At 57.8% G+C, this 21,011-nt stretch carries 21 protein-coding genes; 5 read left to right on the top strand and 16 right to left on the bottom strand.

Annotation, left to right across the window (positions count from 1 at the left end; translation table 11 throughout):
* Positions 1-35 precede the first annotated feature (35 nt).
* Positions 36-797, bottom strand: a complete 762-nt coding sequence (udp, locus tag AC1VYI_RS02375) for a uridine phosphorylase (protein ID WP_003860792.1) — start codon at positions 795-797, stop codon at positions 36-38.
* Positions 798-1,052: 255 nt separating this feature from the next.
* On the opposite strand from udp, the gene AC1VYI_RS02370 reads away from it, so the two are divergent.
* On the top strand, positions 1,053-1,859 hold the full coding sequence (locus AC1VYI_RS02370; protein ID WP_023309614.1) for a dienelactone hydrolase family protein: 807 nt from the start codon (positions 1,053-1,055) through the stop codon (positions 1,857-1,859).
* A gap of 84 nt (positions 1,860-1,943) precedes the next feature.
* Here AC1VYI_RS02370 and metE read toward each other — a convergent pair whose 3' ends face one another.
* Positions 1,944-4,205: a 5-methyltetrahydropteroyltriglutamate--homocysteine S-methyltransferase gene (gene metE, locus AC1VYI_RS02365; RefSeq protein ID WP_226484421.1), complete on the bottom strand. Its 2,262-nt coding sequence runs from the start codon at positions 4,203-4,205 to the stop codon at positions 1,944-1,946.
* A 237-nt stretch (positions 4,206-4,442) separates the two neighbouring features.
* Here metE and metR point away from each other — a divergent pair, with 237 nt between their 5' ends.
* Positions 4,443-5,396: an HTH-type transcriptional regulator MetR gene (metR, locus tag AC1VYI_RS02360; RefSeq protein WP_023309616.1), complete on the top strand. Its 954-nt coding sequence runs from the start codon at positions 4,443-4,445 to the stop codon at positions 5,394-5,396.
* Here metR and AC1VYI_RS02355 read toward each other — a convergent pair.
* From AC1VYI_RS02355 to pldB, 3 genes are all read right to left on the bottom strand, one after another.
* Positions 5,284-6,183, bottom strand: a complete 900-nt coding sequence (locus AC1VYI_RS02355) for a carboxylate/amino acid/amine transporter (RefSeq protein WP_134867032.1) — start codon at positions 6,181-6,183, stop codon at positions 5,284-5,286. The two genes, metR and AC1VYI_RS02355, sit on opposite strands and share 113 nt — an antisense overlap.
* An 82-nt stretch (positions 6,184-6,265) precedes the next feature.
* On the bottom strand, positions 6,266-7,066 hold the full coding sequence (yigL, locus tag AC1VYI_RS02350) for a sugar/pyridoxal phosphate phosphatase YigL (RefSeq protein WP_023309618.1): 801 nt from the start codon (positions 7,064-7,066) through the stop codon (positions 6,266-6,268).
* Positions 7,067-7,097: 31 nt separating this feature from the next.
* Entirely contained in the window at positions 7,098-8,090 is a 993-nt protein-coding gene (gene pldB, locus AC1VYI_RS02345; RefSeq protein WP_029741832.1) for a lysophospholipase L2, read from the bottom strand.
* A 110-nt stretch (positions 8,091-8,200) separates the two neighbouring features.
* Between pldB and rhtB the strand changes: the two genes are divergently transcribed.
* The gene (gene rhtB, locus AC1VYI_RS02340; protein ID WP_045357175.1) at positions 8,201-8,821 is read left to right on the top strand and encodes a homoserine/homoserine lactone efflux protein; all 621 of its coding nucleotides are present in this window, start codon (positions 8,201-8,203) and stop codon (positions 8,819-8,821) included.
* Here rhtB and rhtC read toward each other — a convergent pair.
* The 3 genes from rhtC to pldA form a co-directional block, all read right to left on the bottom strand.
* Complete coding sequence (gene rhtC, locus AC1VYI_RS02335) at positions 8,818-9,438, bottom strand: threonine export protein RhtC (RefSeq protein ID WP_025757538.1); 621 nt, start codon at positions 9,436-9,438, stop codon at positions 8,818-8,820. The genes rhtB and rhtC overlap by 4 nt on opposite strands.
* Positions 9,439-9,499: 61 nt before the next feature.
* A complete protein-coding gene (gene recQ / locus AC1VYI_RS02330) occupies positions 9,500-11,329 on the bottom strand; it encodes an ATP-dependent DNA helicase RecQ (protein ID WP_047345452.1) in 1,830 nt (609 codons plus the stop codon).
* A 90-nt stretch (positions 11,330-11,419) separates the two neighbouring features.
* Positions 11,420-12,289, bottom strand: coding sequence for a phospholipase A (pldA, locus tag AC1VYI_RS02325; protein ID WP_045357184.1), 870 nt, complete (start codon positions 12,287-12,289; stop codon positions 11,420-11,422).
* Positions 12,290-12,452: 163 nt separating this feature from the next.
* Between pldA and yigI the strand changes: the two genes are divergently transcribed.
* Positions 12,453-12,920: an acyl-CoA thioesterase YigI gene (gene yigI, locus AC1VYI_RS02320; RefSeq protein ID WP_008501538.1), complete on the top strand. Its 468-nt coding sequence runs from the start codon at positions 12,453-12,455 to the stop codon at positions 12,918-12,920.
* Between the two features lie 51 nt (positions 12,921-12,971).
* The gene (rarD, locus tag AC1VYI_RS02315; RefSeq protein ID WP_047743377.1) at positions 12,972-13,868 is read left to right on the top strand and encodes an EamA family transporter RarD; all 897 of its coding nucleotides are present in this window, start codon (positions 12,972-12,974) and stop codon (positions 13,866-13,868) included.
* 83 nt (positions 13,869-13,951) lie between these two features.
* On the opposite strand, the gene corA is transcribed toward rarD, so the two are convergent.
* The 8 genes from corA to lptM all read right to left on the bottom strand — a co-directional run bounded on the left by corA (position 13,952) and on the right by lptM (position 20,884).
* Positions 13,952-14,902 carry a magnesium/cobalt transporter CorA gene (corA, locus tag AC1VYI_RS02310; protein ID WP_008501540.1) on the bottom strand — a complete coding sequence of 317 codons (951 nt, stop codon included), beginning with the start codon at positions 14,900-14,902 and terminating at the stop codon, positions 13,952-13,954.
* A 151-nt stretch (positions 14,903-15,053) separates the two neighbouring features.
* Positions 15,054-15,110 carry a YsgD/CorL family protein gene (gene ysgD, locus AC1VYI_RS02305; RefSeq protein ID WP_212743980.1) on the bottom strand — a complete coding sequence of 19 codons (57 nt, stop codon included), beginning with the start codon at positions 15,108-15,110 and terminating at the stop codon, positions 15,054-15,056.
* A gap of 149 nt (positions 15,111-15,259) precedes the next feature.
* On the bottom strand, positions 15,260-17,422 hold the full coding sequence (gene uvrD / locus AC1VYI_RS02300) for a DNA helicase II (protein WP_023333805.1): 2,163 nt from the start codon (positions 17,420-17,422) through the stop codon (positions 15,260-15,262).
* 79 nt (positions 17,423-17,501) lie between these two features.
* Positions 17,502-18,218 carry a 5-amino-6-(5-phospho-D-ribitylamino)uracil phosphatase YigB gene (gene yigB / locus AC1VYI_RS02295; protein WP_023309624.1) on the bottom strand — a complete coding sequence of 239 codons (717 nt, stop codon included), beginning with the start codon at positions 18,216-18,218 and terminating at the stop codon, positions 17,502-17,504.
* Complete coding sequence (gene xerC, locus AC1VYI_RS02290) at positions 18,218-19,120, bottom strand: tyrosine recombinase XerC (RefSeq protein WP_023309625.1); 903 nt, start codon at positions 19,118-19,120, stop codon at positions 18,218-18,220. The genes yigB and xerC overlap by 1 nt, the downstream gene beginning before the upstream one ends.
* Positions 19,117-19,824 (bottom strand): DUF484 domain-containing protein, encoded by a 708-nt coding sequence (locus tag AC1VYI_RS02285; protein ID WP_134867031.1) that lies wholly within the window; start codon positions 19,822-19,824, stop codon positions 19,117-19,119. The genes xerC and AC1VYI_RS02285 overlap by 4 nt, the downstream gene beginning before the upstream one ends.
* Positions 19,821-20,645, bottom strand: coding sequence for a diaminopimelate epimerase (dapF, locus tag AC1VYI_RS02280; protein WP_134867409.1), 825 nt, complete (start codon positions 20,643-20,645; stop codon positions 19,821-19,823). Before dapF ends, AC1VYI_RS02285 begins: the two co-directional genes overlap by 4 nt.
* A gap of 35 nt (positions 20,646-20,680) precedes the next feature.
* Positions 20,681-20,884, bottom strand: coding sequence for an LPS translocon maturation chaperone LptM (gene lptM / locus AC1VYI_RS02275; protein WP_045403858.1), 204 nt, complete (start codon positions 20,882-20,884; stop codon positions 20,681-20,683).
* Positions 20,885-21,011: the final 127 nt, after the last annotated feature.

Raw genomic sequence — 21,011 nt, 5'->3', positions numbered from 1 at the left:
CCGAACGCGTCGGCCTTTGATTTCAGAAGAGAGGATTAGATCAGGCGACGCGCGGCTTCCACCACGATTTTCACCGCATGACTTTCGGTCTGCTTCATGGTTTCGGCGTTCGGGATCTCCTGCTGGGTGCGGTTGACGATAACGCCCGCCACCATACCGGCACGCAGACCCTGGCTTGCGCACATGGTCAGCAGCGTTGCGGATTCCATTTCGTAGTTCATCACGCCCATGGACTGCCACTCTTCCATTGAGCCTTTGAAACGGCTTACCACGCGGCCTGAGAAGGTGTCGTAACGTTCCTGACCCGGGTAGAAGGTGTCGGAAGAGGCGGTTACGCCCACGTGAGTGGTTGCGCCTACGGATTTTGCGGCTTCAACCAGCGCGGTGGTGCATTCGAAATCAGCCACTGCCGGGAATTCCATCGGTGCAAAGTGCAGGCTTGCGCCGTCCAGACGAACGGACGCGGTCGTGACCAGCACGTCACCCACGTTGATGTGCGGCTGGATAGCGCCGGTGGTGCCGATACGCAGGAAAGTACGGATGCCCAGCTGTGCCAGCTCTTCAACAGCAATAGACGTAGACGGACCACCGATACCGGTAGAGCACACGATCACCGCTTTGCCATCCAGCTCTGCGCGCCAGGTGGTGAACTCACGATGGGCAGCCAGCTTGACCGGCTTATCCATCAGCGCGGCGATCTTTTCCACACGCTCAGGATCGCCAGGGACGATAGCGAGCGTAGCCCCTTGTAAATCGTTTTTGGTGAGGCCGAGATGAAAAACATCAGACTTAGACATAGGTGACTCCTCTGTGGGTCGGTTAGTCAGAAGAAGTAAAACGGTACTTTACAGAAGCAGTAAGCATATTTTCGTGACATACCTCACCATGGATGAAAATGATTACATTGAATTTCCATAAAAAAGTGATTTACATCACATTAACAAGTTATATCGCCAGGTGCTGCACAAAAGATAGACCGTTTAAGGCACTGTGAGTTGTTAACCTGGTGTCTATATTTACCTTTGCGCTAACTCATTGGTACGGAGAATGCCATGACTGAAAAAACCGGTTTTGCACCTGCTGCGGCCCCACATGCTTCAACCATCGTGTCGACGCCAGAAGCGGCAATTACCGCGGGTGAGACCTCCATTCCCACGCAGGGAGAGAACATGCCTGCTTACCACGCACGGCCAAAATCGGCGGACGGCCCGCTGCCCATCGTGATCGTGGTACAGGAAATTTTCGGTGTTCACGAACACATTCGCGATCTCTGCCGCCGGCTGGCGCTGGAAGGGTATCTGGCCGTTGCGCCAGAGCTCTACTTCCGTCAGGGCGATCCGAACGACTACAGCGATATTCCAACATTGCTCAGCAACCTGGTCAGCAAAGTCCCGGACGCGCAGGTGCTGGCCGATCTCGACCACGTCGCCAGCTGGGCGGCGCGCAACGGCGGCGATCCGCATCGTCTTCTGGTCACCGGTTTCTGCTGGGGTGGACGCATTAGCTGGCTGTATGCCGCGCATAACCCGCAGCTCAAAGCCGCTGTCGCCTGGTACGGCAAACTGGTGGGTGAAAAAACGCTGAATTCACCGAAACATCCCGTCGATATCGCCACCGAGTTAAATGCCCCCGTGTTAGGGCTTTACGGCGGTCAGGACACCGGCATTTCGCTGGATTCGGTAGAGACCATGCGCCATGCGCTCCGCGCGGCCAATGCGAAGGCGGAGATCGTGGTGTATCCGGATGCCGGGCACGCGTTTAATGCCGATTATCGTCCGAGCTATCACGCAGAATCAGCCAAAGATGGCTGGCAGAGAATGCTGGCGTGGTTTAGCCAGTACGGCGGTAAGAAAGCGTAATAAAAAAGCCCGGTGGCGGCTATGCCTTACCGGGCCAATAGGTAGGCCGGGTAAGCGTTGTCGCCACCCGGCAATCCAGCACCGCTACGCCTGACGCAGGTTCTGCGCCGCCTTCACCATGTTCGCCAGCGCCGCGCGCGTCTCCGGCCAGCCGCGGGTTTTCAGTCCGCAGTCCGGGTTCACCCACAGGCGTTCTGACGGAATGCGCTGGGCCGCTTTTTTCAGCAGGGCTTCAATCCACTCCACGCTCGGCACGTTCGGGGAGTGAATGTCGTACACGCCCGGCCCGATTTCATTCGGGTAGTCGAACTCTTCAAACGACTCCAGCAGCTCCATGTCTGAACGCGAGGTCTCGATGGTGATCACGTCGGCGTCCAGCGCGGCAATCGAATCCATGATGTCGTTAAATTCGCAGTAACACATGTGGGTGTGGATCTGGGTGTCATCCTTCGCCACCGCAGCGTTGATGCGGAACGCCTCCACGCCCCACTGCAGGTAGGCATCCCAGTCGCTGCGGCGCAGCGGCAGGCCTTCGCGCAGCGCCGGCTCGTCAATCTGGATAATGCCAATGCCTGCCGCTTCCAGATCCGCCACTTCATCACGCAGCGCCAGGGCAATCTGTTTGGCGATGGTTTCACGGGTCACGTCTTCACGCGGGAACGACCAGCAGAGAATGGTCACCGGACCGGTCAGCATCCCTTTTACCGGCTTGTCGGTCAGGGACTGGGCATACTTCGCCCACTCCACGGTGATCGCTTCCGGGCGGCTGACGTCACCGATAACCACCGGCGGCTTGACGCAGCGGGAGCCGTAGCTCTGCACCCAGCCGTTCTGGGTAAAGACGAAGCCGTCCAGGTGCTCGCCGAAGTATTCTACCATGTCGTTACGCTCGGCCTCGCCGTGCACCAGCACGTCCAGCCCCAGGCGCTCCTGCTCGATAATCGCCTGCTTGATGTGTTCCGCGATGCCGGTGCGGTAGTGATTCGCATCCAGATTGCCCTTTTTAAAGTCCAGGCGCAGGCCGCGGATCTCCGTCGTTTGCGGGAAAGAGCCGATCGTCGTTGTTGGCCACGCGGGCAGACTGAAGCGGGCACGCTGCGCTTCAGCGCGCACCTCGTACGGACTCTGACGCTGGCTGTCCCGGGCGGTGATGGCCGCCAGGCGTTTTTCCACCGCCGGGTTGTGCACGCGCGCCGAGTGACGGCGCGCCTGGATCGGGGCGCTCCATTCGGTAATTGCCGCCGTGTCGCCGCTGTTCAGCGCGTCGCGCAGCAGGGTCAGCTCTTCACATTTTTGCAGCGCGAAGGCAAACCAGCTTTTTACTTCAGGGTCGAGACGGGTTTCCACGCTCAGATCGATCGGACTGTGCAGCAGGGAACAAGATGAGGCCACCCACAGCTCACGTTTGTCGACGATGTCTTTGATTTGTGCGTATTTCTCGGTGAGATCGGCGCGCCAGACGTTACGGCCATTGATCAGCCCGGCAGAGAGCAGCCAGTCCGCTGGCAGGCGCTTGTGCAGTTCCGCGACATCGTCTTTACCGTGTACGAGATCAACGTGCAGGCCTTGAACCGGCAGCGCGGTAATGGTCTTCAGGTTCGGCGTCACGCCTTCAAAATAGGTCGTCAGCAGGAGTTTTACCTGACCGGTGAGCGCGTCATACGCCGGTTTGAAGGCATCGAGCCAATCCTGCGGCAGCTCAAGCACCAGCGCCGGTTCGTCGATTTGCACCCACTGAATGCCGCGTTTGCCCAGCTCACTCAGCACCTGTTTGTAGACCGGCAGAATATCCTTCAGCAGGCTGAGTCGGTCAAACGGCTCGCCCTTTACTTTGCCCAGCCACAGGTACGTTACCGGCCCGAGCAGCACCGGCTTCACCTGGTGGCCCAGCGCCAGCGCTTCATCCACTTCGTCCAGAAGCTCCGTCCAGGCCAGCCTGAACTGCTGGCCTTTGACGAATTCCGGCACCATATAGTGATAGTTGGTGTTGAACCACTTGGTCATTTCCGCCGCTGCCGCTGGCTCCCCCGTTGGCGCGCGGCCACGGCCGATGCGGAACAGAGTATCGATATCTACCGATCCATCGTTGTTCTGATGACGAGCCGGCACGTTGCCAAGCAGCAGGCTGGTCGTCAGAACATGGTCGTACCAGGCGAAATCGCCCACCGGCAGCAGGTCAATGCCCGCCTGTTTTTGCTGATCCCAGTGGCGGGCGCGCAGCTCGCGTCCTACCGTCAGCAGCTCTTCACGGGTGGCATTACCCGCCCAGTAGCTTTCTTGCGCTTTTTTCAGCTCGCGACGCAGGCCGACGCGAGGGAAACCGAGAGTGTGATTGCGGATTGTCATGTTTTTCTTCCTCTAATTAATTGTAAATCCTTTGGATTTTGAATTTAGGGAAGGCGGCAAGTTTGCTCATCCCCGGGAGCTTATATGAGTAAGTGACCGGGGTGAGTAAACGCAGCCAACGCACCATAAATTTAAAAGACGAAGGATTTTAGCCGTCCAGATGTTTACACATCCATAATTGGCAGTTACTGTATATTCCTCAAGCGCAAAATGTTCATGGCGAAGTGAAGGACTTTCATGATCGAGATTAAACACCTGAAAACGCTACAAGCGTTGCGGAACTGCGGTTCGCTCGCGGCTGCTGCGGCCACGCTGCACCAGACCCAGTCTGCCCTTTCTCACCAGTTCAGCGATCTGGAACAACGCCTCGGCTTCCGTCTTTTTGTGCGTAAGAGCCAGCCGCTACGCTTTACGCCGCAGGGTGAAATTCTCCTTCAGCTGGCGAATCAGGTCCTGCCGCAAATCGCCAGCGCGCTGCAGGCGTGTAACGAACCGCAGCAGACCAAACTGCGTATCGCCATTGAGTGCCACAGCTGTATTCAGTGGCTAACCCCCGCGCTTGAGAACTTCCGTCAGAAGTGGCCGCAGGTGGAGATGGACTTCAAATCCGGCGTGACCTTTGACCCGCAGCCGTCGCTGCAGCAGGGCGAGCTGGATCTGGTCATGACCTCTGACATCCTGCCGCGCAGCGGCCTGCACTATTCGCCGATGTTTGATTATGAAGTGCGCCTGGTGCTGGCGCCGGACCACCCGCTGGCCGCCAAAACGCGCATCACGCCGGAAGACCTGGCGACAGAAACGCTGCTGATTTACCCGGTCCAGCGCAGTCGTCTGGATATCTGGCGCCACTTCCTGCAGCCGGCAGGCATCAGTCCGCAGCTGAAAAGCGTGGATAACACCCTGCTGCTGATTCAGATGGTGGCGGCCAGAATGGGTATCGCGGCGCTGCCGCACTGGGTGGTGGAGAGTTTTGAACGCCAGGGTCTGGTGCAGACCAAAACCCTGGGTGAAGGACTGTGGAGCCGACTGTACGCCGCCGTGCGCGATGGCGAGCAGCGTCAGCCGATTACGGAGGCGTTTATTCGCTCAGCGCGGAACCACGCGTGCGACCATCTTCCGTTTGTGCGGAGCGCGGAGCGACCCATCGGCGATGGACCCACAGCGAAGCCAGGATCACCGCTCCCCCAATAAGGAAGCTCGGCCAGTGCGGCTGTTGCTGCCAGATGGCGAGGTTGACCAGCAACCCTGCCGGGACATGCACGTTGTTCATGATCCCCAGCGTACCGGCGTCTACCTGCGTAGCGCCGTAGTTCCACATGAAGTATCCCAACCCTGACGCCACTACGCCCAGCCAGACCAGAACGGCCCACTGCACGGCGGTGGTCGGCAGCTTTTGCGGATTACCGAGCATAAACCACGCCGCCACCGCGACAATCGCGGCGCCCATATAGAACCAGGCAAACGCGTTATGCTGCGGCATCGGGCGGGTTTCCATCAGGCGTTTGTAGCCCACCATGCCGATAGCGAAACTGATGTTGGCGAGCTGGACGAACATCAGCCCGGTCCAGAAGTGATCGCTCACTTTGTCGTAGCGAATAATCGCCGCACCAATCACAGCTAGCGCCGCGCTCAGCAGGTATCCCCAGCGCAGACGGCGTTTACTCAGCAGATCGTATATCAGCGTGATGTAGAGCGGCGTCAGCACGGTAAAGAGCAGGAATTCGGAGACGGACAGGTAGACGTAGGCCCGGAAGCTGAACAGATACATGATGCCGAGCTGCATCGCTCCCACCAGCATATACAGCACTATCGTTTTCAGCGATTGTCCGCGCGTGCGCAGAAACGGCAGGAACACCAGCGCCGCCAGCCCGACGCGCATCAGCACCGAGAAGTAGCTGTCGACCGAACCGGCAAGGTATTCGCCAATCAGGCTAAAGGAGAAGGCCCACAGGATAGTGGTGATAATGAGTAGCGCCACAATGCTTGTCTCTCAGAAAGAAGGAGAGGCATTGTAGCGAACTCTTTAGTTGACAACTGAGCAATAAACAACCGAATGAAGTTTATTCAAGGAACAGTTTACGCAGATACTTCGGTACCGCGTTGTCAGCGTTAGAACCAATCACTTCCAGCTCAGGGTGCAGATCCTTCAGACGCTGGTGCGCGTTCTGCATGATGCAGCCCTTGCCCGCCATCGAAAGCATCTCGGCGTCGTTCATGCCGTCACCGAAGGCGATACAGTCTTTCAGCCCGAAGCCCAGACGTTTCGCAACCGCTTCCAGCGCGTGACCTTTGGAGACGCCACCCGCCATTACTTCCAGACAGGTCAGGGTTGAGAAGCTCACGTTGACGCGATCGCCCCAGCGGGCGTTGATCGCCTGTTCCAGCGGGAGCAGCTCTTCGTGGCTGTCACAGGTGAAGAACACCTTGCTGATCCCTTCCGGCTCCAGCAGGCCCGGTTCGTAAAGGGAGTAGTTGAATACCGCTTCCTTGAAGAAACGCATTTCATCCGGGCGGTGGCGGTTCATAAACCAGTCGTCGTCGCGGTAAACGTTAGTAACGATAGCCGGGTTGTCATGCACCACGCCGAACAGATCGGCGGCAATATCGCGATCCAGATTGTGGGTAAAGATCAGGTTGCCGTCGGTATCATGCACGCGCGCACCGTTGGAGGTGATCATGTACGATTTGATCTCAAGATTATCGCGGATCTGCCCCACGTCCACGTGGTGGCGGCCGGTGGCGAACACAAAGTTCACGCCACGGGCAGTCAGGAGTTTTAAGGTCTCTTTCGCGTAAGGCGACAGGGTGTGGTCGGGGGAAAGCAGCGTGCCATCTAAATCAGATGCAACAACCTGGTACATAGGGATTTCAACCTCTGGTGGAAAACAAGAATCAATTATGCCTGTTGAAAAATTCAACAATGGCGTTAAGCGCGACTGAGCGCATAGCGTCCTTTTCAAAAAGGATCTCATGGAACGCGCCGTTAATGACCAGCGGTTTACCCCCTTCACAAGGGTGACCGGCTGCAGCGCGCAGTTCACAATAGCGGTCATGCATGCGGTTATCCACCACACGCTCTTCTTCCGCCTGGATCAGAAGCGTCGGCGTGTCATCATCGCCCACGCCCGCCAGCACCTGCTCACCGGCCAGAATCCCCTCCCGCACCCAGTGCCAGGTCGGGCCGCCGACGCGCAAGCGCGGTTCATCGGCATAAAAGCGCAGGTTGCGGCGATAACGCTGCCGGCTATGGGTTAAGACGTTGATGGCGAACGGCAGCGCGCGCCAGCGTCCTGTGCCAATGGCGTAACCTTCACGAATGCGCTGATGGCCCTCAGCCCAGTCAAGAAGATGGCGCACCATCCAGTCAGGAAAACGGATCACGATACCGTACATCGGCGCGGTGAGCGCAATGGCGTCGCACTCGTGCGCATAACGCTGCAAAAACAGCGTCGAAATGGCGCCGCCCATGGAGTGCGCAAGAATATACCGCTTGCGCCAGGGGCCGGGCTGAACGTCCTGCTGCCAGAACGCGGCAAAATCGTCGACGTAATCGCTGAAGCGATCGACGTGCCCACGGTGCGTGTCCGGCAGCATACGTCCGGACAGCCCCTGTCCACGATGGTCGATGATCAGGACATCGAACCCCATATGGACCAGGTCATAGGCCAGCTCGGCGTATTTAACGTAGCTTTCAATACGCCCGGGGCAGACCACAATCACCCGGTCATTTTTTTCATTTCGGAAACGAACGAAACGCACCGGGATGCCCCCGACGCCCGTAAACTCATCTTCCTCACGCTGCCGCCAGAAATCGGTCAGCGGCCCCATAGAGAAAGCAGCAAAAGCGTTTTCTCGTGTTTCCCAGTCCTTTTTCTGCTGAAACATTGGGTTTCCACTCACGTAATCCAGGGAATATCGTTTTTTTCGTCACCGGTCACAAAATGACTCAATAATAGCGTATTGTGGCATAAAAATAGACGGTTCGGGAGTTTCAAATGACCTTCGAATGGTGGTTCGCCTACCTGCTGACATCCATTATCCTCAGCCTTTCTCCGGGCTCGGGGGCTATTAACACCATGACCACCTCCATCAATCACGGCTATCGCGGTGCGGCGGCATCGATTGCCGGTTTGCAGACCGGGCTGGGTATTCATATTGTGCTGGTCGGGATCGGTCTGGGGACCCTGTTCTCCCGCTCCGTGCTGGCCTTTGAGGTGCTGAAATGGGCCGGGGCAGCGTATCTGATTTGGCTCGGCATCCAGCAGTGGCGCGCGGCAGGCTCCATCAACCTGAATACGCTGGCTCTGACGCAAAACCGCGGCCATCTGTTTAAACGTGCGGTATTCGTCAACCTGACCAACCCGAAGAGCATCGTGTTCCTCGCCGCGCTGTTCCCGCAGTTTATCGTTCCGCATCAGCCCCAGGTGATGCAGTACGTGGTGCTGGGCGCGACCACTATTATCGTCGATATCATCGTGATGATTGGTTACGCGACGCTGGCGCAGCGAATTGCGGCGTGGATTAAAGGGCCTAAGCAGATGAAGGCCCTGAATAAAGTCTTTGGCTCGCTGTTTATGCTGGTTGGCGCGCTGCTTGCGTCAGCGCGTCACGCTTAGCGAGAAATGATGAGATGAATGCCGAAGCCGGCGAACAGCGCGCCGGCGAAGCCGTCAATCCACTTCGCGATACGCTGATAGCCGCGGCGCATCGCCGGTAAGGCAAACAGGCTGGCCACGATAGTAAACCAGGCAAAGGTTTCAACGACGATCAGCAGGAAGATTCCCCAGCGTGCGCCCGCGCCGACGCTATCGCCGACAAACAGCGAGAACACCGAGCCGAAATAGATAATGGCTTTCGGGTTCGCCAGATTGGTCAGCAGCCCTTTTACAAAGCTGCGGCCGCCCGTTGCCAGCTCCACCTTTGGTTCTTGCGGTTTTTTCTCTTCTTTCTTCAACGCCCCGCGCAGCATCTGGTAGCCCATCCAGCACAGGTACAGACCGCCGCCGACCATAATGATGTTATGCAGCCAGGCCATCTTCGCCAGGATAAGGTTCAGACCGAGCAGCGCGACCGCCGCCCAGACCATAACGCCCATGGTGATACCGAGCACGCCCATCATCGCCTCTTTGCGGGAGCGGCTGACGGCCGTTTGTGATACGAAGAAAAAGTCCGGGCCGGGGCTCATCAGCGCAACGATGTGCACTAACGCCACGGTGAGAAATAGCATTAACATAATTAGCTCGCGGGGAAATAATTTAGTGAGTCATCATCCTGGCACTTTTTCGCCCGGCTGACTACTCCTCATCATCACCGTCGGCGTGAGAGCGGATGAGCGCCATAAACTCTTTACCGAAGCGCTCCAGCTTGCGTGTTCCCACGCCGTTGACGCTCAGCATCTCGCTGGCGCTGAGCGGCATCTGTTCGGCCATCTCGATCAGCGTCGCGTCGTTGAACACCACGTAAGGCGGAATATTTTCTTCGTCGGCGATGGCTTTACGCAGCTTGCGCAGTTTGGCGAACAGCTTGCGGTCGTAGTTGCCGCCGTAGGATTTCTGCATCACGCGTGGCTTCAGGGCGATGACGCGCGGCACGGCGAGCTTGAGCTCAACGTCACCGCGCAGGACCGGACGCGCCGCCTCGGTCAGCTGCAGGGCGGAGTGCTGGGCAATGTTCTGCGTGGCGAAGCCAAGGTGGATCAGCTGGCGAATAATACTCACCCAGTGTTCGTGGCTCTGATCCTTGCCAATACCGTAGACAGGCAGCTTGTCGTGGCCCATATCGCGGATACGCTGGTTGTTGGCACCGCGCAGCACCTCCACCACGTAGCCCATCCCGAAGCGCTGGTTCACGCGGTAAATGGTCGAGAGCGCCTTACGCGCGTCCATCAGGCCATCGTACTGCTTTGGCGGATCGAGGCAGATATCGCAGTTGCCGCACGGCTCCTGGCGCCCTTCACCAAAGTAGTTGAGCAGCACCAGACGACGGCAGGTTTGCGCTTCGGCAAACGCGCCCATCGCGTTGAGCTTGTGGCGCTCGATATCTTGCAGCTGTCCCTGCGGCTTCTCTTCCAGACAGCGGCGCAGCCACGCCATATCGGCCGGATCGTAAAACAGCATCGCTTCCGCAGGCAGACCGTCACGCCCGGCGCGGCCGGTTTCCTGATAGTAGGATTCGATATTGCGCGGGATGTCGAAATGCACCACAAAGCGCACGTTCGGCTTGTTGATGCCCATTCCGAACGCCACGGTCGCGACGACGATCTGCAGGTCGTCACGCTGGAATTTCTCCTGCACGTCGGCGCGGATGTGGTTCTCTAACCCGGCGTGATAGGCGGCGGCGCTAAAGCCGCGGTTTTGCAGACGCGCGGCGGTGTCTTCCACCTTCGCACGGCTGTTGCAGTAGATGATGCCGGACTTGCCGCGCTGCTCCTGGACATAGCGCAGGAGCTGATCCAGCGGCTTGAATTTTTCCATCAGCATATAGCGGATGTTTGGGCGGTCGAAGCTGCTGACCTGAATATAGGGGTCGTTCAGCCCGAGCAGGCGAACGATATCCAGCCGCGTGGTGTCATCTGCCGTGGCGGTAAGCGCCATAAACGGCAACTCGGGGAAGCGCTGACGCAGCTGGCCGAGGGCGGCGTATTCCGGGCGGAAATCGTGTCCCCACTGTGAAATACAGTGCGCTTCATCCACCGCCAGCAGCACCGGGTTCCAGTGCGCGAGATGATCGAGGAAGTTATCCAGCATCAGGCGTTCCGGGGCGATATACAGCAGGCGGATCTGTCCGGTGCGACAACCGGCCATCACCTCTTGCTGCTGCTCCCGGGTTTGCGTGGAGTTAAGACAGGCTGCCGCCACGCCGTTGGCGAGCAGCTGGTCAACCTGGTCTTTCATCAGAGAAATGAGAGGGGATACCACGACCGTCAGGCCGTTAAGCACCAGCGCGGGCACCTGATAACAGAGGGACTTGCCGCCACCGGTCGGCATTACCACCAGGCAATCACGACCTTCCAGCACCGTTTCAATGATGGTTTCCTGGCCAGGGCGGAACTGCTGGTAGCCAAAGGTTTCATGCAAAACCTGTTTAGCCAGCGACTCCTGATTCAATACTTCCGCCTGCGCCACGTTAACCCCATATGCCAGAAATGAAACAGGCGCTATTTTCAGCGCCTGAGAGAGAAACTTCAACGTTTAACGCAAAAACATTCGAACAGCCTAGAGAATATCGTTCAGCATCACGCCCACGCCGACGCGGGTCTGGTTGAAGTTGTAATCGATAAGCGACTCGCCGTAACCGCTGTACACCTGAGTATAGATGCGGACATGCTTCGTCATTGGATAGCTTAAGCCCACTTCCGCACCGCCGTAGCCGGTGTTCCAGTTGTACTGGCCTTTGGCGCTGAGCACGGCATCACCTAACTGATAGCCGACTTTAAGCTGGTAGTAGCCCATATATTTGGTGATGTCCGGGTTGTCATCCGTGCTGCCGACCACATACCACGGCTTCACTTCCACCATCCAGTTACCGTTCTGCGCCATCAGGCGCGTATAGGCACGGTTCCAGCTACGGGATGTCGGGTCAGAGCGACCGTTGGAATCATGGTTAAAGCCCACTTCGACGTCACGCAGCGTCCAGCCCGCAAACTCATAATCCGTTGCAAAACCGAGGAACAGCTGCGGCTCATAGTTGGTTTCACGGAACGGTGAGGACTCTCCGCTGTTAGAGAGCTGCCACCAGGATTTCTGAGTGTAAGACGCCCCGAGCACCGAGTTTGGCCCCAGAATACCGCGCCAGAACGGGAACGCGAGGCTGAGCTGGAACTTCACCTCATCTTTACGCGCATTATCAGACCAGTTATAGGAGCTTATCGCCTCTTTGTTGAGATCGCTGGTCTGGGTATAAATCACATAGTTGGTGTCATACGGATAGAGCGTGAACGGATTGTCATGCTCCTGAAGAAGGTTCGCGATAATGCTACCGTGAACGGCAGGTTTATCATGCACCTCTTTAATCGTCGCTTCCTGCGCATATGCTGTGAGGGGCAGCGCAACCGCCGCCAGTAACCAGGCCAGATACGTCCGCATCGGTGGTGTTCTCCTGCAAAAGAGTAAAATTAGCTGAATAGTTATGTGGCGAACATTCTACAGACTTCTGCGACAACTGCTGCATCCTCGTTTCTGAAAGTGGAATTCCTTGTTGCCGAGGCATAAAATCAACATTTCGTTAACAATAAGGATGTGATGCCTCATGTCAGCCATGCTTACCGCCGAAGAAGTGTTAAAACTCGTGGGCGAGATTTTTGTTTACCATATGCCGTTTAACCGCGCGCTGGGACTGGAGCTGGAACGTTACGAGAAAGACTTTGCCCAGCTGAGCTTCAACAACCAGCCGATGATGGTAGGTAACTGGGCGCAAAGCATTTTGCACGGCGGCGTGATTGCCTCCGCGCTGGACGTGGCGGCAGGTCTGGTCTGCGTGGGCAGCACGCTGACCCGCCATGACACCATCAACGAAGACGAACTCCGCCAGCGTCTGGCGCGCATGGGCACCATTGATTTGCGCGTCGACTATCTTCGCCCGGGGCGCGGAAATCGCTTTACCTGTACCAGCAGCCTGCTGCGTGCGGGGAATAAAGTTGCCGTGGCGCGCGTTGAATTACACAACGAAGAACAGGTGTATATCGCCAGCGCAACCGCCACTTATATGGTGGGTTGAGGCGGCAAAATCGGGTAAAATTAATTCACTTTTTTGTAACGGATTTTCCCGATGGATGCTAAACAGACGCGGCAGGGCGTTTTACTCGCCCTTGCCGCTTATTTTATTTGGGGTATCGCCCCGGCGTATTTCAAGCTTATCGCCTACGTTCCGGCCGATGAGATCCTGACTCACCGCGTTATCTGGTCATTCTTCTTTATGATTGCGCTGATGAGCCTCAGCCGTCAGTGGTCGGGCGTCAAAACGCTGCTGCAAACCCCGAAAAAGATTTTCCTACTGGCGCTCTCAGCGGTGCTGATTGGCGGCAACTGGCTGCTGTTTATCTGGGCGGTGAATAATCATCACATGCTCGAAGCGAGCCTGGGGTACTTCATTAACCCGCTGGTGAATATCGTGCTGGGGATGATTTTCCTCGGTGAGCGCTTCCGCCGGATGCAGTGGGTGGCGGTGATTCTGGCCTTCTGCGGCGTACTGGTGCAGCTCTGGACCTTCGGCTCGCTGCCGATTATTGCCCTCGGGCTGGCGTTCAGCTTTGCGTTCTACGGCCTGGTGCGTAAGAAGATTGCGGTGGAAGCGCAGACGGGAATGCTGTTTGAAACCCTGTGGCTGCTGCCCGTGGCGGCGATTTATCTCTTCGGCATCGCTGACAGTCCAACCAGCCATATTGGCAGCAACCCGTGGTCGCTGAACCTGATGCTGATGGCGGCGGGCGTGGTAACCACCATTCCACTGCTGTGCTTCACCGGTGCCGCGACGCGTCTGCGTCTCTCCACGCTGGGCTTCTTCCAGTACATTGGCCCGACGCTGATGTTCCTGCTGGCGGTGGTGTTTTACGGCGAGGTACCGGGGGCGGATAAGATGGTGACGTTCGCCTTTATCTGGGTGGCGCTGGCGATTTTCGTTGCCGATGCGATTTATACCCAGCGCAGGGTGCGCAAAGGGCTGTGATGTTGCCCTCACCCTAACCCTCTCCCACAGGGAGAGGGAATTCGATCGTAAGGCGGGTAAGCGCAGCGCCACCCGCCAGATTTTTACAGCCAGTTCCGGCGCTTAAAGTACAGATACGGCGCCAGCCCCGCGAGGATCATAAAGATAATCGCCCCCGGGTAACCAAAGCTCCATTTCAGCTCCGGCATAAACTCAAAGTTCATCCCGTAGCTGGACGCCACCAGCGTCGGCGGCAGGAACACCACGGACACTACCGAGAAGATCTTGATGATGCGGTTCTGCTCGATGTTGATAAAGCCCATCGCCGCCTGCATCAGGAAGTTCACCTTCTGGAACAGAGATTCGTTGTGCGGCAGCAGGGATTCGATATCTCGTAAGATCTCACGCGCCTGCTCCAGCTGACCGCCCGGCAGACGCGCCTTGCGCACCAGGAAGTTCAGCGCGCGCTGGGTATCCATCAGACACAAGCGCACCTTCCAGCCGATATCTTCCAGCTCTGCCAGCGTGGAGAGCGCTTCGTCGTATTCATCGCCCTGATGGCCTTCCATGATCACGCGGCTAAGCTTTTCCAGATCGCTGTAGATGTTTTCAATTTCGTCCGCCAGCTGTTCAATTTTGGTCTCGAACAGATCGAGCAGCAGCTCGTAAGCGTTACCGTCCACCATTGCCTGGCTGCGGGCGCGCATACGGTAGAGGCGAAATGCCGGCAACTCGCGCTCGCGCAGGGTAAACAGACGGCCGTCGCGAATGGTAAACGCCACGGTGGAGTTACCCGCGTGGTCTTCCGCATCTTCAAAGAAGAAGAAGGAGTGAATATGCAGACCGTCTTCGTCTTCAAAAAAACGCGCGGATGCTTCGATGTCTTCCAGTTCCGGGCGGGTTGCCAGGCTTTGCCCCAGTTCAGATTGTACGCGAAGGCGTTCATCGTCGTCCGGCTCGACCAGATCCACCCATACGGCATCAATGAGGGGCTGTGACTCTTCGGCTTCAAGCCGAGTCAGTCGGTTATTTTCGAGTTGAAATGCGCTCAACATGACCGGGACTCCCAATGCAAAAAATATCGGACAGTTCGGTGGGCACACAGAAACAAATTGGGTTTCAGACCATTAAACAGCCTGACTCAGCGCGACGGGAATAATGCAGGTCGCTGACAACCACTAAGGCCATCAGCAAGAGGAGATAGCCTTAGGAGTTGTTCCTGGATGACAGGGAATTGAGCCAGTATCTACTGGGTGTGTCCAAGGCGAATGTCCTCTTAGCGTAATCGTGCGCGCATGTTACGCCAGCTATAACTGTGGCGTCAACACGCAACGGAACGCTGAAGGGCATTAATTGACCTTCACTGTATAAGGCTAGCAGATTATTACAAAATAATGATATTTTTCTGAATGTTAGACTGTTTCCAGCTTCGCATAGGCCGCCACCAGCCATTTGATCCCCTGCCCCTGGAACGCTACCTGCAGTCGGCTGTGCTCGCCGCTGCCTTCCAGATTCACAATGGTGCCTTCGCCAAACTTCGAATGGCGCACGCGCTGGCCCAGCTTGTAACCGGTGTCGGTTTCCGCAATCGGCGAGCCCATGCGCTGATGGCTGACCGGACGGCTGATGCTCGCTCGCAGACGCACCTCTTCTACGCACTCTTCCGGCAGCTCGCCGATGAAGCGCGACGGACGGTGATAAACCTCTTTACCGTACAGACGGCGTGTTTCGGCGTAGGTTAGCGTCAGCTTTTGCATTGCGCGCGTCACGCCCACGTAGGCCAGACGACGTTCCTCTTCCAGACGTCCGCCTTCATCCAGCGACATCTGGCTCGGGAACATCCCCTCTTCCATCCCGACGATAAACACCTGCGGGAACTCCAGACCTTTGGCGGAGTGCAGGGTCATCAGCTGAACCGCATCCTGCCAGGTGTCCGCCTGCCCTTCACCCGCTTCCAGCGCGGCGTGGGAGAGGAACGCCTGCAGCGGCATCAGGTCTTCGTCTTCTTCGTTGTAGCTGAACTGGCGCGTTGCCGTGACCAGTTCCTCTAAGTTCTCAATACGGGTCTGGCCCTTCTCGCCTTTTTCCTGCTCGTACATGGTTCGCAGGCCGGAGTCTTTAATCACCCGGTCGGTCTGCACGTGCAGCGGCATGTCGGCGGTTTCCTGCGCCAGAGCGTCAATCAGCTCAAGGAAGCGCTGTAACGCGCTGGCGGCACGTCCGGCGAGCGCTTTTTCCTGCAGCAGCTCGCGGCACGCCTGCCACAGCGTCAGCTGGCGATCGCGCGAGGCCTGACGCACCACGTCCAGCGTGCGGTCGCCAATCCCGCGGGTCGGCGTGTTGACCACGCGCTCAAACGCCGCGTCGTCGTTACGGTTGGCAATGAGGCGCAGATACGACAGCGCATCTTTGATTTCCTGACGCTCGAAGAATCGCATGCCGCCATAAATGCGGTACGGCATGCTCACCTGCAGCAGCGCCTCTTCCAGCACGCGCGACTGGGCGTTGCTGCGGTAGAGAATGGCGCACTGCTCCAGCGCGCCGCCGTTGTCCTGCCAGGTTTTGATGCGGTTCACCACGAAGCGGGCTTCGTCAAGCTCGTTGAAGGCGCAGTAAATCGAAATCGGTTCGCCGTCGACGCCGTCTGTCCACAGCTTTTTACCCAGACGCCCGTTGTTGTTTTCAATCAGGGCGTTGGCCGCGCTCAGAATGTTGCTGGTTGAGCGGTAGTTCTGCTCCAGACGGATGGTCTGTGCACCTGGGAAATCGTTGAGGAAGCGCTGGATGTTCTCCACCTGCGCCCCTCGCCAGCCGTAGATCGACTGGTCATCATCGCCCACGATCATCACCTTGCCGGTATCACCGGCAAGCAGGCGGATCCACGCGTACTGAATGTTGTTGGTATCCTGGAACTCGTCCACCAGGATATTGGTGAAGCGTTCACGGTAGTGCTGCAGGATATGCGGCTTGTTGAGCCACAGCTCGTGGGCGCGCAGCAGCAGCTCGGCAAAATCCACCAGACCGGCGCGATCGCACGCTTCCTGATAGGCCTTGTAGACGTTCTGCCAGGTCTGCTCGACCGGGTTGCCGAAGCTCTGAATGTGGTGCGGGCGCAGCCCTTCGTCCTTCTGGCCGTTGATGTACCACATCGCCTGACGCGGTGGCCACTGCTTCTCATCGAGGTTCATCGCCTTGATCAGGCGTTTCAGCAGACGGAGCTGGTCTTCGCTGTCGAGGATCTGGAAATCCTGCGGCAGGTTGGCGTCCATGTGGTGCGCGCGCAGCAGGCGGTGCGCCAGGCCGTGGAAGGTGCCAACCCACATGCCGCCCTGGCTGGTGCCCATCAGCTGAGCGATACGGTGGCGCATCTCTGCTGCCGCCTTGTTGGTAAACGTCACCGCCATGATGGAGTACGGGGAGCAGTTCTCCACGCTCTGCAGCCAGGCGATACGGTGAACCAGCACGCGCGTCTTACCACTGCCCGCTCCAGCCAGCACCAGCAGGTTGGTGCGCGAGGCGGCAACCGCGTCACGCTGTTTGTCATTAAGGCTGTCGAGCAGGTAAGAAACGTCCATTGGCACCGTCACGTCATGTCGGGCGGGCAAATGTTTCCATTCGCCAAAACCCTGTTAATTTATACAGAACAATTGATGATTATATCAGCGTCGTGAGGGATGCCAACCGTGAAATTTCCACGTGCGGCAGAAGACGGCTGTCGGTTGCGGTCATTAGCTCCGCATTTTCCGGCTTGATCCAGCAGGCCTGCATCCCGCAGCGGATAGCACCGGCCACGTCCGTGGTCAGGTCATCCCCCACGTGCAGAATGTTACCCAGCGGCAGGTTAAGCTTATCTGCCGCCAGATGGTACATATCATTAAATGGCTTCGCGCGCCCGTGCGGGCCAGCGCGCAGCACAAATTCAAAGTAATCGCTGAGGCCAAACAGCTCGGGCTGGGCATTGCCGTTGGTGATGGCTACCAGCGGCCACTTCTCGGCAAGCTTCGCCAGCGTGTCGTGGGTCTCCTGCGGCACGTCGATACGGCTGCGCCATTTGGCAAAGTTTTCCATGGCCGCTTCGGCACCGATGGCCGCATCCTGCGCGCTCAGGCCGGCATTGAGCATCGCCTGCTCGACCGCACGACGACGCCATTCGGTCACGTCGTGGTAAATGTCCGGCTCGGTTTCCCGCAGGGACTGACGGAGCTTCTGAAAGTCCTTGTTCTGCATCGCTTTCAGCGCGGGATGGTAGTTCTGCACAAACGCCAGCGACTCCTGCTCGGTACGCAGGATCACCTCGCGGTTGTCGTAAAGGGTGTCATCAAGGTCAAACGTCAGGGCTGAGATCTGACCAAGTGGGCGGTAAAAACGCATTATTTCCCCCGTTTGGCGCGTGGATGCGCCGCGTCATACACCGAGGCAAGGTGTTGGAAGTCTAAGTGGGTATAGATTTGAGTGGTCGACAGATTCGCGTGGCCAAGCAGTTCCTGCACGCCGCGCAGATCGCCGCTCGACTCAAGCATGTGTGTCGCAAAGGAGTGGCGCAGCTTGTGCGGATGAACGTGGCTGTTCAGCCCCTGCTTAATGCCCCACTCCGCAAAGCGCTTCTGGACGTTACGCGCGGAGATCCGCTTGCCGAGCTTCGACAGGAACAGCGCATCCTCTTCGCTGCCAAACAGCCCGCGCAGGTCAAGCCAGTGCTCAATCCAGGAAACTGCATTGCGGCCAATCGGCAGGCGGCGCTCTTTGCTGCCCTTGCCCATTACCCACACTTCACCGGACTCCAGATCGAGGTGTTTGATATCAAGATTAACCAGCTCGGACAGACGCAGCCCGGCACCGTACATCACCTCCAGCATCGCGCGGTCGCGCACGGCGAGCGGATCGTTAAGGTCGATATCCAGCAGGCGGTTTACGTCGTCAACGTCGATATTTTTAGGCAGATGGCGCGGCGCTTTCGGCGTGGCGATCCCCTTTGCCGGGTTGGCTTTTAAGCCCCCCTGGCTGACCAGCCAGTCGAAGAAACTGCGCAGCGCCGAGAGCCTGAGCGCCAGGCTTGCCGGGCTGAGATTTTTTTTACGGCTACGCACGACGAACCCGCGTACCGTCGCAGCGTCACATTGTTGCCAGCTTTTCAGGCCGATTTCGTCGGCGATCTGCATGATGGCATCAAGCTGACGCTGGTAGTTGAGCAGGGTAATGGGGCTAAGCTGACGCTCCACGCCCAGATAGCGCAGAAAGCGCGAGACGTCAGTGGCGAGCAGTCCGTCCGTCATACGCGCTCAATCCAGCGCTCCAGCAGCTCGGGCAGCATCAGGGCGATCTCCTGCAGCAGGTGCGTCGCTTGCCCCTGCTCATAGTGATGCGCATCGCGGCTGGTAAATAACATCACACCCAAATCTCCATCGCGCCCCATCAGCGACATCGCCACCGAGCCAATCGCTTTAGCTTCCGGTAACACCACCAGCAGCTCAGGCCCGTTCAGCGGCCCCAGATAGTGGTGCTCATGGCCCAGACGCTGAATGCGCAGCGGTTCAAACGCCTGACGGCTAAGAGCCAGATGGGTGAACCCCGACGGTGCACCGATGCGCCAGCGGTCAGGGAAAAGACGAATCGTTGCGCCCGCCAGCCCCAGCTCGCGAGCCCAGCGGTGGAAGCGGCTGAGGAACTCGTCAAGACTGTGCGTCGACGCCAGACGCGCCTGCAGATGCAGCAGACGATAGAACAGGCTTTCGTTGGTGCTGGCCTGCTCCATCAGCAGCGTCATGTTCTCTTCTAGCTGATTGATGTGGTTGCGCGAACGCGCCATGTGCCATTCGACCAGCGACACGGTCCCGCGAACCGGATGCGGCACGCGCATCTCTTCGACGACGCGTGCATTGCGAATAAAGAACTCAGGATTGCGCAGCAGATAATCAACAACAGCTCTGTCGTCCAGTTCCGTCACTGTTTCCTGCAGTTCTTCCCCTGGTTGTTTCATAGATGGATAAACCCGTCATAGACATGTGCCGCCGGGCCAGTCATATACAGTGGATGACCCGGTCCTTTCCAGGCGATATCAAGCCGGCCGCCCGGTAATTCCACGCGAACCTCTTCTGCCAGTAACCCCTGAGAGATGCCAACGGCCACCGCAGCACAGGCGCCGCTTCCGCAGGCCTGAGTCTCGCCCGCGCCGCGCTCGTAAACCCGCAGGCGAATGTGCTCGCGCTTCACCACCTGCATAAAGCCGATGTTCGCGCGTTCCGGGAAACGTTCGTGGCTTTCCAGCAACGGGCCGAGCGTTTCGACCGCGGCGGTTTCCACATCATCAACCTGAATCACGCAGTGAGGGTTACCCATTGAGACGACGCCGCACAATACTGTCTGCTCGGCCGCACGCATAATATAGGTCTTTTCCGCTTTGTTTGCGCGAAACGGCACGACGGAGGGCTCGAAGTTAGGCTCGCCCATGTTCACGCGCACCAGCTCATCATCGGTGACGCTGAGCACCATGCGACCATTGGCCGTGCTGACGCGAATATCACGCTTGTTGGTCAGCCCTTTCAGACGGACAAAGCGGGCAAAACAGCGCGCGCCGTTGCCGCACTGGTTAACTTCGCTGCCGTCCGCGTTAAAAATACGGTAGTGGAAATCGAGGTCGGGATCGTACGGTGGCTCGACCACCAGCAGCTGATCGAACCCCACGCCCAGATGCCGATCCGCCAGGCGACGGATCAGTTCCGGGGAGAAAAACACATTCTGCGTTACCGCGTCGACGACCATAAAATCGTTGCCAAGGCCATGCATTTTAGAGAACTGCATCATTTGCTCCATTGCGCGGGTACAGAACGTTGTCGTCAGAGATTAACCTGAGTCGGGCCACCGTTGTCGCCACGATCGTTAGTATTTGGCGTGGTAGACTCAATGCCGCTTTGCGCGGGTTTCGTCGGCGGCGGCGCGGTTTTATCCGCCGGTGGGAAGTACAGTGGTCCCTTCAGTCCGCAGCCAGTCAGGCTAAACAGCGTGATGAGAACGGCAAGCGTTCGGAAAGCGTTTTTCATTATAAAGTTGCCCGTAAGTTCAAATCTGTTTCTATCATCGCAGGAGAAGACACAAAAGCAAGAGTTTGCCGCTTTCCTGCAACGGGAATTATTTAGGGTTATACTGCCGGCATCACGAAAAACAGGA

It is taken from the genome of Enterobacter sp. QK-SA4 (genome assembly GCF_056856775.1).
This window is presented reverse-complemented; position numbering and strand designations above follow the sequence as displayed.

What these genes read in the sequence shown, in the direction of transcription:
- udp (WP_003860792.1), bottom strand. Translation starts at nt 797, where the DNA reads ATGTCTAAGTCTGATGTTTTTCATCTCGGCCTCACCAAAAACGATTTA.
- AC1VYI_RS02370 (WP_023309614.1), top strand. Translation starts at nt 1,053, where the DNA reads ATGACTGAAAAAACCGGTTTTGCACCTGCTGCGGCCCCACATGCTTCA.
- metE (WP_226484421.1), bottom strand. Translation starts at nt 4,205, where the DNA reads ATGACAATCCGCAATCACACTCTCGGTTTCCCTCGCGTCGGCCTGCGT.
- metR (WP_023309616.1), top strand. Translation starts at nt 4,443, where the DNA reads ATGATCGAGATTAAACACCTGAAAACGCTACAAGCGTTGCGGAACTGC.
- yigL (WP_023309618.1), bottom strand. Translation starts at nt 7,066, where the DNA reads ATGTACCAGGTTGTTGCATCTGATTTAGATGGCACGCTGCTTTCCCCC.
- pldB (WP_029741832.1), bottom strand. Translation starts at nt 8,090, where the DNA reads ATGTTTCAGCAGAAAAAGGACTGGGAAACACGAGAAAACGCTTTTGCT.
- rhtB (WP_045357175.1), top strand. Translation starts at nt 8,201, where the DNA reads ATGACCTTCGAATGGTGGTTCGCCTACCTGCTGACATCCATTATCCTC.
- rhtC (WP_025757538.1), bottom strand. Translation starts at nt 9,438, where the DNA reads ATGTTAATGCTATTTCTCACCGTGGCGTTAGTGCACATCGTTGCGCTG.
- pldA (WP_045357184.1), bottom strand. Translation starts at nt 12,289, where the DNA reads ATGCGGACGTATCTGGCCTGGTTACTGGCGGCGGTTGCGCTGCCCCTC.
- yigI (WP_008501538.1), top strand. Translation starts at nt 12,453, where the DNA reads ATGTCAGCCATGCTTACCGCCGAAGAAGTGTTAAAACTCGTGGGCGAG.
- rarD (WP_047743377.1), top strand. Translation starts at nt 12,972, where the DNA reads ATGGATGCTAAACAGACGCGGCAGGGCGTTTTACTCGCCCTTGCCGCT.
- corA (WP_008501540.1), bottom strand. Translation starts at nt 14,902, where the DNA reads ATGTTGAGCGCATTTCAACTCGAAAATAACCGACTGACTCGGCTTGAA.
- uvrD (WP_023333805.1), bottom strand. Translation starts at nt 17,422, where the DNA reads ATGGACGTTTCTTACCTGCTCGACAGCCTTAATGACAAACAGCGTGAC.
- yigB (WP_023309624.1), bottom strand. Translation starts at nt 18,218, where the DNA reads ATGCGTTTTTACCGCCCACTTGGTCAGATCTCAGCCCTGACGTTTGAC.
- xerC (WP_023309625.1), bottom strand. Translation starts at nt 19,120, where the DNA reads ATGACGGACGGACTGCTCGCCACTGACGTCTCGCGCTTTCTGCGCTAT.
- AC1VYI_RS02285 (WP_134867031.1), bottom strand. Translation starts at nt 19,824, where the DNA reads ATGAAACAACCAGGGGAAGAACTGCAGGAAACAGTGACGGAACTGGAC.
- dapF (WP_134867409.1), bottom strand. Translation starts at nt 20,645, where the DNA reads ATGCAGTTCTCTAAAATGCATGGCCTTGGCAACGATTTTATGGTCGTC.
- lptM (WP_045403858.1), bottom strand. Translation starts at nt 20,884, where the DNA reads ATGAAAAACGCTTTCCGAACGCTTGCCGTTCTCATCACGCTGTTTAGC.